The sequence below is a fragment of the Klebsiella sp. MS 92-3 genome (assembly GCF_000195655.1).
Classification (GTDB): domain Bacteria; phylum Pseudomonadota; class Gammaproteobacteria; order Enterobacterales; family Enterobacteriaceae; genus Klebsiella; species Klebsiella pneumoniae.
This window is the reverse complement of sequence record NZ_GL882877.1, coordinates 15,520-25,894: the sequence shown is the minus strand read 5'-3', so window position 1 is coordinate 25,894 and position 10,375 is coordinate 15,520. Positions and strand designations below refer to the sequence as shown.

At 52.7% G+C, this 10,375-nt stretch carries 13 protein-coding genes and 1 pseudogene; 7 read left to right on the top strand and 7 right to left on the bottom strand.

All coding sequences use genetic code 11. The features are described from left to right. Position 1: 1 nt before the first annotated feature. From ridA to HMPREF9538_RS30890, 5 genes are all read right to left on the bottom strand, one after another. A complete protein-coding gene (ridA, locus tag HMPREF9538_RS00140; RefSeq protein WP_002886926.1) occupies positions 2–388 on the bottom strand; it encodes a 2-iminobutanoate/2-iminopropanoate deaminase in 387 nt (128 codons plus the stop codon). 152 nt (positions 389–540) lie between these two features. Next, positions 541–1,002 (bottom strand): aspartate carbamoyltransferase regulatory subunit, encoded by a 462-nt coding sequence (pyrI, locus tag HMPREF9538_RS00145; protein ID WP_002886927.1) that lies wholly within the window; start codon positions 1,000–1,002, stop codon positions 541–543. Positions 1,003–1,015: 13 nt separating this feature from the next. Then, complete coding sequence (gene pyrB / locus HMPREF9538_RS00150) at positions 1,016–1,951, bottom strand: aspartate carbamoyltransferase (RefSeq protein WP_002886928.1); 936 nt, start codon at positions 1,949–1,951, stop codon at positions 1,016–1,018. Between the two features lie 2 nt (positions 1,952–1,953). Beyond that, positions 1,954–2,013 carry a pyrBI operon leader peptide gene (locus HMPREF9538_RS33175; protein ID WP_227650304.1) on the bottom strand — a complete coding sequence of 20 codons (60 nt, stop codon included), beginning with the start codon at positions 2,011–2,013 and terminating at the stop codon, positions 1,954–1,956. Next, a complete protein-coding gene (locus HMPREF9538_RS30890) occupies positions 1,988–2,092 on the bottom strand; it encodes a pyrBI operon leader peptide (RefSeq protein ID WP_002886930.1) in 105 nt (34 codons plus the stop codon). Before HMPREF9538_RS30890 ends, HMPREF9538_RS33175 begins: the two co-directional genes overlap by 26 nt. A 194-nt stretch (positions 2,093–2,286) precedes the next feature. Between HMPREF9538_RS30890 and HMPREF9538_RS00155 the strand changes: the two genes are divergently transcribed. From HMPREF9538_RS00155 to HMPREF9538_RS00175, 6 genes and pseudogenes are all read left to right on the top strand, one after another. After that, complete coding sequence (locus tag HMPREF9538_RS00155) at positions 2,287–2,739, top strand: YhcH/YjgK/YiaL family protein (protein ID WP_004186717.1); 453 nt, start codon at positions 2,287–2,289, stop codon at positions 2,737–2,739. Between the two features lie 242 nt (positions 2,740–2,981). Further along, a complete protein-coding gene (locus tag HMPREF9538_RS00160) occupies positions 2,982–3,956 on the top strand; it encodes an SIS domain-containing protein (protein WP_002886940.1) in 975 nt (324 codons plus the stop codon). Between the two features lie 11 nt (positions 3,957–3,967). Further along, positions 3,968–4,798 carry a PfkB family carbohydrate kinase gene (locus HMPREF9538_RS00165; protein ID WP_002886941.1) on the top strand — a complete coding sequence of 277 codons (831 nt, stop codon included), beginning with the start codon at positions 3,968–3,970 and terminating at the stop codon, positions 4,796–4,798. A 94-nt stretch (positions 4,799–4,892) separates the two neighbouring features. Next, the gene (locus tag HMPREF9538_RS00170; protein ID WP_009486538.1) at positions 4,893–6,458 is read left to right on the top strand and encodes an amidohydrolase; all 1,566 of its coding nucleotides are present in this window, start codon (positions 4,893–4,895) and stop codon (positions 6,456–6,458) included. Positions 6,459–6,514: 56 nt separating this feature from the next. Next, positions 6,515–7,934: pseudogene (locus HMPREF9538_RS0128690) on the top strand (YfcC family protein). A gap of 84 nt (positions 7,935–8,018) precedes the next feature. After that, positions 8,019–8,744, top strand: coding sequence for a GntR family transcriptional regulator (locus tag HMPREF9538_RS00175; protein WP_002886945.1), 726 nt, complete (start codon positions 8,019–8,021; stop codon positions 8,742–8,744). A gap of 2 nt (positions 8,745–8,746) precedes the next feature. Here the strand turns inward: HMPREF9538_RS00175 and argF are convergent, their stop codons facing one another. Continuing rightward, positions 8,747–9,751 (bottom strand): ornithine carbamoyltransferase, encoded by a 1,005-nt coding sequence (gene argF, locus HMPREF9538_RS00180; RefSeq protein ID WP_002886946.1) that lies wholly within the window; start codon positions 9,749–9,751, stop codon positions 8,747–8,749. Beyond that, entirely contained in the window at positions 9,721–9,816 is a 96-nt protein-coding gene (gene argL, locus HMPREF9538_RS33480) for a putative translational regulatory protein ArgL (RefSeq protein WP_370736902.1), read from the bottom strand. The genes argF and argL overlap by 31 nt, the downstream gene beginning before the upstream one ends. A gap of 98 nt (positions 9,817–9,914) precedes the next feature. On the opposite strand from argL, the gene rraB reads away from it, so the two are divergent. After that, positions 9,915–10,337 carry a ribonuclease E inhibitor RraB gene (rraB, locus tag HMPREF9538_RS00185; protein WP_009486534.1) on the top strand — a complete coding sequence of 141 codons (423 nt, stop codon included), beginning with the start codon at positions 9,915–9,917 and terminating at the stop codon, positions 10,335–10,337. Positions 10,338–10,375: the final 38 nt, after the last annotated feature.

Genomic DNA, 10,375 nt, shown 5'->3' with positions numbered 1-10,375 from the left:
ATCAGCGACGCACGGCGATGGCTTCGATCTCGATCTTCACGTCTTTCGGCAGACGTGCGACTTCAACGCAGGAGCGCGCCGGGAAGGTGGCGTTATGCTCGGTGAAGAACGCTTCGTAGGTGGCGTTAACGGTAGCGAAATCGTTGAGATCTTTGACGAATACGGTGGTCTTGACGATATCGCCGACGGTGAGGCCTGCGGCTTCAACGATCGCTTTCACGTTGTTCAGCGACTGGCGCGCCTGCGCGGACACGTCTTCCGGGACGCTGCCGGTTTTCGGGTCGACCGGGATCTGGCCAGAGGTGATGATCATGCTGCCGAGGTCAACGCCCTGAACGTAGGGGCCAATCGCCGCTGGTGCATTTTCCGTCGCAATAGTTTTGCTCATGTTATCTCCAGATGAACTGAGTAATGTTACGCAAAATCATTCAGGTTGCCGCCAGGCGGTAAGCGCTGCATCGCCGGCGCAGACGCCGCCTGAAGGACGAAGCGTAGGGTGGTAGCCATTATAGGGAGGCCTACCACCAATACCAACCGCATTTAGTTGGCCAGCACCACATAATGAGAAAACTCTTTTTCGCAGTATTTGCATTTGAGTGCGATGTCATCAGCGCGTTTTTTCACTGCAAAACTGGAAGAAACCGGTTCGGCGTGGCTGATACAGTTGCTGTTCGGGCAGACCAGCACGCTGTCGATACGATCCGGCAGGCTCGGGCGGGATTTGCCCACCACTTCGTAATCATCAATGCGGTTTACCGTCGCCTGCGGGGCGTACAGCGACAGCTGGTTAACCTGCTCGTCGGTCAGGAAGGTGTTCTCGATTTTAATCAAATCCTTGCGGCCCATCTCGCCGGAGGGCAGGTTCAGGCCGATGGTGATGCGCTGGTCGGTTTCGGTCAGTTTGAACAGGGTGAGCAGCTTAAAGCCGACCTGCGCCGGGATATGGTCAATCACGGTGCCGCGTTTGATCGCTTCTACCTGCAGTTTATTGTCGTGTGTCATCTCTCATTCCCCCTTACAGTGCCAGCTCGCTATTCAGTACCAGTGCCAGTAACGCCTGGCGGGCGAAGATGCCGTTACCGGCCTGCTGGAAGTACCAGGCGTGCGGTGTTTTATCGACATCGGTGGTGATTTCGTCAATGCGCGGCAGCGGATGCAGCACCTTCATGTTGGCGCGCGCCCCTTCGAGGTCGGCGGCGCGCAGGACGAATTGCGCTTTGACGTTGGCGTATTCCGACGGATCCAGACGCTCTTTCTGCACGCGGGTCATGTACAGAATATCCACTTCCGCCATCACGTCGTCGATGGCGCTATGCAGGCTCCAGGCGATGCCTTTTTCATCGAGCATATCGAGGATGTACTGCGGCATGGCCAGCGCGTCCGGGGCGATGAAGTAGAAGCGGTTGCCGTTGAATTTGGCCAGCGCCTGGGTCAGGGAGTGGACGGTACGGCCATACTTCAGATCGCCGACCATCGCCACGTTGAGGTTTTCGAGGCGGCCCTGGGTCTCCTGAATGGTGAACAGGTCGAGCAGGGTTTGGGTCGGGTGCTGGTTAGCGCCGTCGCCGGCGTTCAGTACCGGCACGCCGCCGGAGAATTCGGTCGCCAGGCGCGCGGCGCCCTCCTGCGGATGACGCATCACGATGGCGTCGACGTAGGTGCTGATGACGGAGATGGTATCCGCCAGCGTTTCCCCTTTTTTGCCCAGTGAGGTGTTGGCGCTGTCGGAAAAGCCGACCACGCTGGCGCCCAGGCGGTGCATCGAGGTTTCAAAAGAGAGGCGGGTGCGGGTCGAGGCTTCAAAGAAACAGCTGGCGATAACCTTATGCTTCAGCAGCTCGGGTTGTGGATTGGCTTTCAGCTTTGCCGCCGTCGCCAGCACCAGTTCGAGGTCTTCGCGGCTGAGATCGTTTATGGAAATGATATGTTTTTGATATAGCGGGTTAGCCATGCTTATCTCCTGACGCCTGGGCAAAAAAAAAGCCCCTTAAATAAGGGGCTTCGGGAATCCAATGAGCAACGGAAAGAAAAACGGCAGGCCAGCGTCTGCATTGAGACGCGCTAAGACAGAATGTCGTACGCAATTGGCCATGCTTCCTCCCGGCAAAACGACTGGCATTATACGCAGACCGTTATGACGATCAAGCGATTCATTCACAAACAGGTAATCGTTTGCCTGTCGAAAAGTGCGCCAGCGCAAAGAACCGTGAAACTGTACTGGTATGGCAGCCGCGATGGGGGTATAACACGATAAAATGAAATGCTGTTTTATATTTGAGGTAAGCAATGATTATTGGCAATATCCACCATCTGCAGCCATGGCTGCCTGCCGCGCTGCGCGAGGCTATCGAACAGGTTATCGCTCAGGTCAGCGAGGCGACGCCGCTGGGTAAACACGCTATCGACGGCGACAACCTGTTTTATCTGATTTCTGAAGACACCACCGAGCCGCAGGCCGCGCGCCGCGCGGAATACCATGCTCGCTATCTCGATATCCAGATTGTGCTCCGCGGCAGCGAGGGGATGACCTTCAGCACCTTGCCGCCAGGAGAGCCGCAGACCGACTGGCTGGCGGAGAAAGACATCGCTTTTCTTGCCGAAGGCCAGCAGGAGAAAACGGTGATCCTTAACGAAGGGGACTTTGTGGTGTTTTATCCCGGCGAAGTGCATAAACCGCTGTGCGCCGTAGGCGCCCCGGCGAAGGTGCGCAAAGCGGTGGTGAAGATGCTGATGGTTTAGTTGACGAGCTTTTTTACCCAGAGCTAGCAATTGTCATATTGTGACAATTGCTATTCTTTGTTTTTCCTGGCTATTCCCGCTTTTTTACTTCTTATTCCCTCTCATTTGCTGCTTCAGCCAAACGCTCATACCGAGCGCATTGTGCAAATTTTGATGGCGATCTCATTAATACGTTATATAACGTATTAATGTTGTTTCCGCTAATTTGAACAATCAATAATGAGATCTGGAGTTCTTACTGTATGAATACTAAAGAAATAATTAATGCCGTTGCTAAAGAGATAGAAGACAAAGGCGGAATCCGCCAAGTGTTCCTTGTTGCCTGCGGCGGGTCATTAGTGGATATGTATCCGGCTAAGTACTTCCTGGATAGCGAGGCGACGAAGCTTCATGTCGGCATGTATACCGCCAATGAGTTTGTCTACGCGACGCCGAAAACGTTAGGGGAGAATTCGCTGGTTATCGTCTGTTCGCACGGGGGCAACACGCCGGAATCCGTCGCTGCGGCTAAGCTTGCTCAACAGCATCAAGCGCATACTATTACGCTGACTCACAACGCTCAGGCACAGTTGATCGAATACGCCAGTCACAACATTCTCTATGCCTGGGGTAACGATACCAATGTGGTCGATAATCCGATGGCGATTATCCTCAACCTGTGCGTTGATACGTTGCAGCAGGTGGAAGGTTTCAATAATTACGCTGATTTCCAACAGGGAATGACCCAAATTAATGGCGTCATTGCTCATGGCCGTCAGCAGGTTGCGGATCGCTGCCAGCGTTTTGCCCAAAAATATCAAGATGAAAAGCTCTTCTATATCCTCTCCAGCGGAGCTTCTTATGGCCATGCTTATGGTTTTGCTATCTGCTCACTAATGGAAATGCAATGGCTACATGCCGCACCTATTCACTCCGGTGAGTACTTCCACGGACCTTTTGAAGTTACGAATAAAGAGACGCCGTTTATTTTATTGATGAACGAAGGCCGTACGCGGGCGATGGATGAGCGAGCTTTGGCCTTCCTCACCAAGTATGCAGAAAAAGTGGAAGTCGTTGATGCTAAAGAACTGGGCATCGGGGTTCTTCCTCCGTCAGTCGTGGAGTTTTTCAACCCGGTACTGTTTTACAGCATCATGTGTGAATATCGTTCTGCGCTTGCCGACATTCGCCAGCATCCATTGGATACCCGCCGCTATATGGGGCTGGTGGAATACTAAGGGGAATTATGATGAATGTGATTGGAATTGGCGATAACGTCGTCGATAAATATGTTCATACTCAGACTATGTATCCCGGTGGAAATGCGCTGAACTTTGCCGCTTATGCGGCCATGCTGGGGCACAATGCGGCCTATTTGGGGATTTTTGGTAATGATGCCGCTGCGGAACACGTTATGCAGGTGCTGGATAAAGTTGGCGTCAAGTGGCCACACTGTCTGCAGGTGGCAGGAGAGAACGGCTGCGCACAGCTGAAAATCGAAGAGGGAGAACGGATATTTCTTGGTTCGAACGCCGGGGGTATTCGCAAGACAACTTCGATGGATTTTATTTTTCAGCATGAGCAATACCTGCGTGAGTTTGATCTGATCCATAGCGGCTGTTATAGCTACATGGAGACGCATTTACCTCAGTTACGCGAGCTCAACATTCCTGTCTCTTTCGATTTTTCAGATGACTTTGTACTGGAGCAGGCGCTGCCGCTGTGCCGTTACGTCGACTTCGCCTTCTTCTCATGCGCCGACTACAGCCTGGCGCAAACACGTGAAATTGTGCAACAAGCGCAGGCCAGCGGAAGTCGCATTGTCTGCGCGACGCGTGGAGATGAAGGCGCGATTTTATTTGACGGGCAGGATTGGTATCAGCAGGCACCCGATTACGTCACTCCCGTCGATACAATGGGGGCAGGTGATGCTTTTATTACCGCTTTCATTTGCCATTTTCTGGCCCAACCTACGGGTAACAAGCGCGAAGCGATTACCAATAGCCTGCAAAAAGCAGCAGCTTTCTCGGCACAAATTTGCCTGAAAGAAGGGGCATTTGGCTACGGGACTCACTACTAACCTATAACGCCATCTCTCATTTTTCCGTACTGATTTCCGTCCGCTAGCCGGGCGGAAAGGGGGATTCCTGCGCTTTTTCCGTGAGGAAAGAATTATGCATAGTGATGCTGCTGATTTGATTTTACGTTCTGATGCTATTTTTACTGCTGCCAGAAATGAGCTATTTAGCGGATATGTAGTCATTAAAAACGGCGCTATCGCGGCGATGATAGCGAATGAGGAAGATATTCAAACCTGGAGAGGTGAAAGAACTCGCTTTATCGAACTTGGCGATCGCCTGATTTGTCCCGGATTTTGCGATAATCACACGTTTTTTACCGGCTATATGAGCATGCAGCGTGGCGTCGATCTCCATGCCGCCCGCAATAGTAATCATGCCCTTGAACTATTACATGATGCAGAAAAGCTTCTCCCTGAGGGGAAAAGTCTCTATGGCTGGGGCTGGTCTGCTGCCCGTTGGGGAGCGGTGCCTGATGCCAGACTATTGGATGACGCTTTCCCGCAGAGACCGGTTGTCGCCATTAACGATGACAAAAGCTATTGCTGGATGAACCGTGCCGCCGTGGAGCTTTATGGCTTTACCGCTGAAGAGTGCAGCGCGGAGGCGAGAATCGCATTATTGGATGAGATGCTGTCTGATACCGCACAGTTAAAAAAAGAAATGCGGGCATTTATGGCCCGACTTGCCGGGCAGGGAATCACGGCAATAAAAGACGTTTGTTTCAACGATGCGCCGCAGTTGATGAATGCCTGGGATGAACTGGAAAAAGAGGATGCGCTATTGCTGAGAGTAAGCATTGTTTCTCAGCCCGTATCTGCGCCTGTCGATCTTGCTTTCGGTGAACAGGCCCGACGCCGCTTTCATTCGCCATGGCTGCGGTTTCATGGCTTTAAATTTATGGTCGATGGCGTTATTGCCGATCATACCGGCGATATGATTTACCCCTATGCCGATCGTCCCGGCACGAACAATGAACGACCCGTTGATTATAATGCCCTGCGCCAGCAGGTTTTGTTGGCTGATGCTCGTGGGTTCAACTGCTGTATGAATGCGGAGGGCGATGCCGCAATTCGCCGCTGTATTGATATTTTTGCCGAATGCCGTAAGCGTCATCCGCAGAGCGTGGTTAGACATTCTCTGAGCGATCTGGAATGTCCGCATCCAAACGATATTCCCAGAATGGCTGAGCTCGGCCTTTTTGCCGAAGTTTATGCACAAATTCTGCTCCTTAACCCCTGCGAAGCCGAAGCCTATATGCGCGAACGCTATGGGGAAGAGCGCGAAGCGCAATTCTACGATTATGCCGCACTATTTGGGGCTGGCGTGACGGTGACTATTGGCACCGATCTGCCCCTGTTTATTCCTTCTGTTCCTGACTCGATGTATGCCGCCTGCAGTCGTCAGTTCCCTGATGGTTCACCCGTGAATGGCTGGTACCGCGAACGCGGAATGACCCGACAACAGCTCTTAACGGCATGGACGCTGAATAGTGCTCGACACCACGGCATGGAAGAGATGACCGGTAGCCTTGAGCCGGGAAAACGCGCGGATATCGCGGTTTTTGACCGTAATTTGTTGAGCTGCCCGAATGATGAGTTACGGACTTCTACCGTTGTACTGACCCTGGTGGATGGCCGTATTACCCATGACCTTCTGTAACTCTAAAAATGCCGAAAGACGGCAAAAATAATATAAACATCTTATCGAGGCGGATTATGCGTATTGCAAAAATAAAGTGGGCGATGCCACACTGCTACGCTCTGATTTTCTTCATTATTATATTAGTAGCGCTGCTGACATGGTGTATTCCCAGCGGCAGTTTTGATTATCACTCAGTGACCTTACCCGGCGGTGAAACTAAAACATTAGTGATCCCAGGGTCTTATCATCTGCTGGACAAAGTCAGCAGCGAGGGCGATTTACGTCAGGGTATTACCGCCGTACTGGCCGCGCCGATGGAGGGGATTATCAAGGCCGCAGACGTAGTGGCGTTTGTGCTCATTGTTGGTGGCGCTTTTGGCATTATTTTACGTACTGGCGCAATTGAGCGGGGTCTGGTGGCGCTGGCTGAACGCCTGGCAGGTAAAGGAATTTTGGGTTATCCCTATCGCAATGACCTTGTTTAGCCTGGGAGGCGCGACTTTTGGTATGAGCGAGGAGGTGATCCCCCTGTATGCGATCTTTATCTCCCTGATGTTCGCGCTGGGTTATGACTCAATGACTGCGATCCTGATTCTTTTTCTGGGAACTCAGATTGGCTACGTTGGCGCAATGACCAATCCGTTCTCTGTACTCATTGCCCAGGGCGTAGCGGGTATTCAGGGAAATCCGCAGCTTTGGCTACGTGCTATTGCATGGCTGGTCTTCACGCTACTGGCGATTGCTTACACCATGTGGTACGCGCACCGTGTTAAACGCACTCCGCAAAAGTCGCCGGTATATGAAAATGATTGTCGCAACCGCGAGCAGTTTTTGTCGATACAGGATACGTCGGTCCATTTTTCCATCGCCGATCGGGTAATTATCATCGCCTTTGTGCTGGCGCTGGCCGTCATCTCATGGGGGTTAATCACGCGTGGCTGGTACATGGTTGAGATCGGCTCTGTGTTCCTGGCTCTGGGGCTGTTTTCCGGGATCGTCGGGCGCATGGGCATTAGCGGGATGGCCGACAGCTTTGTCGAAGGGTGCAAAGAGTTTGTCTACGCCGCCGTAGTGATAGGTCTTGCGCGCGGTATTCTGGTGGTGGCGGAGAACGGACGAATTATCGATACGTTGCTATTTGGTTTGTCTGAAATGCTGGAAGGGTTGCCGCAGTATGCGTTTACCACTCTGATGCTATTAGGGCATAACGTCATCACCTTTTTTGTGCCCTCATCTTCGGGCGAGGCCGCGCTCACTATGCCCGTGCTGGCGCCGTTAGGCGATTTGGTTGGTATCAATAAAGAGGCGATGGTGATGGCTTATCAATTTGGCAATGGCCTGACGAACCTGGTCTCTCCTACCGGCGGTGTATTGCTGGCTGGGTTGTCTATTGCGCGCATTGGGTTTGGTCAGTGGTTAAAGGCCATTGCGCCGCTGTTTCCGGTGCTGTGGATAGTTAGCGCTGCTTTTGCTGCGATTTCGGCCTGGGTCTGAAGGATATGCGCGCCGTCGTAGTTTGATGTGCGCGCTTCGATTATAATCCTGCTTCGCATTAATGGCCGTGCTGGTACCTCTTTTATGTCGAATTTTGGACTGCAACAGAATACTTCCGTACCGTTATACAGGCAGCTTAAAGATAAAATCCTCAGCGATATTTCTTCCGGGAAACTCGCTGAAGGAGAGAAAATCCCCACCGAGATTGAGCTCAGCGAACTCTACAATATCAGCCGTATTACAGTGCGCAACGCAGTGAAAGAGCTGGTAGCCGAAGGCTATTTGGTAAAAAAGCAGGGGAAGGGGACTTTTGTCTGTCTGCCTAAAATTGAGCGTAAAGTTGTTCACTTACTTAGCTTTACTGCCGCATGCGATGCTAACCATCTACCAACCCATAGCGTAGTGACTCGTCGTGAGATTCTGCGGGACTATCGTAATGCGCGTCAGCTTCTTGAGCTTGAGAGCGATGATTCCGTGCTTTATATCCAACGCCTTAGGATCGCTGGCGATGCGCCGTTAATGTTAGAGAATAATTACTACTCTCTGAAACGATTAGGTTTTTTACAGCAGGAGGATCTTAGCGGGTCGCTGTATCAGCTATTGCGTGAAAAATACGCGATCGTGCCTACCTATGCGGGTGAAACGACAGTAGAAATGGTGCGTGCGGATTCTGACAGCGCACCGCTGCTGAAGCAACCGCCCGGCGAACCGTTATTCCTGATGAAAACGCTAATTCTGGATAGCCAGCATCAGCCTATTCATTATGGAGAACAGTATATCGTCGCCGAGCGTTACACGTTTAGTTTCTGATTTCAGCGTGAAAGCGTCGCCACCATCACCGCTTTGATGGTGTGCATCCGGTTTTCCGCCTGGTCGAAGACCACGCTCGCCGCCGACTCAAACACCTCGTCAGTCACCTCCATGCCGCCGTGCAGGCCGTAATCGGCAGCCATCTGTTTGCCCAGCGTGGTCTGGTCGTCGTGGAACGCCGGCAGGCAGTGGAGGAACTTGACCTGCGGGTTGCCGGTCAGCGCCAGCATCGCGCTGTTAACCTGATAGTCGCGCAGCAGGGCGATACGTTCGGCCCATTTTTCCTTCGCCTCGCCCATTGAGACCCAGACGTCGGTATAGATAAAATCGGCGCCTTTCACCCCCGCGGCGATATCTTCCGTCAGGGTGATGTTGCCGCCCTGCTGTTTGGCCAGCGCGGTGCAGGTCTCCACCAGCGCGGCCTCCGGCCAGCAGGCCGATGGCGCCACCAGGCGCAGATCCAGACCGGTCAAGGCGGCGGCTTCCAGCATCGAATTGCCCATGTTGTTGCGCGCGTCGCCGGCGTAGACCAGCGTCATCTGGTTAAAGGCTTTGCCCGGCAGATGCTCTTTCATGGTCAGCAGGTCCGCCAGCAGCTGGGTGGGGTGGAACTCGTTGGTGAGGCCGTTCCACACCGGCACGCCGGCGTATTGCGCCAGGGTCTCTACCACTTCCTGGCCGTGGCCGCGGTACTGAATGCCGTCGTACATCCGTCCGAGCACGCGGGCGGTGTCCTTGATCGACTCTTTATGGCCAATCTGGCTGCCGCTGGGCCCCAGATAGGTCACGCGGGCGCCTTGATCGTATGCGGCAACTTCGAAAGAGCATCGTGTACGGGTTGAGTCTTTTTCGAAGATGAGCGCGATGTTTTTCCCTGCCAGTTTCTGGACTTCGATACCGTTTTTCTTATCGGCTTTCAGCTTTGCCGCCAGCTCGAGCAGGGCGGTGATTTCTGCAGGCGTAAAATCGAGTAACTTTAAAAAATGCTTCTGGTAAAACGCAGACATGGTTCCCTCACCTGGCATAGGCCACTAATTGAATTAAAATTCAATTTATATGTATGAATATTCATTTGCAAGTCTGTGATCGAAATCTTTCACTGAGAAGTGGAGGCAATGACGGCGGTATGTGACAATAGGGATAACTGCCGCACATTATGAGGAACGAGCCATGGCAAACCCGGTACACCTGGAAGAACAGCGTGAAGAGACGCGTCTGATTATCGAAGAGCTGCTGGAAGATGGCAGCGATCCGGACGCACTGTACACGATTGAGCATCACCTCTCTGCAGACGATTTCGAAACCCTGGAGAAAGTGGCGGTTGAAGCGTTCAAGCTGGGCTACGAAGTGACCGAGCCCGAAGAGCTGGAAGTGGAAGAGGGTGACATGGTCATCTGCTGCGATATTCTGAGCGAATGCGCGCTGAACGCAGACCTGATCGATGCCCAGGTGGAACAGCTGATGACGCTGGCAGAAAAATATGACGTCGAGTATGACGGTTGGGGCACCTATTATGAGGACCCGAACGGTGAAGACGGCGACGACGATGACGAAGAGTATGTCGATGAAGACGACGATGGTGTTCGCCACTAAGTCGCAAATGTCGTAGATGGATACGGCGGCGCCTGCCG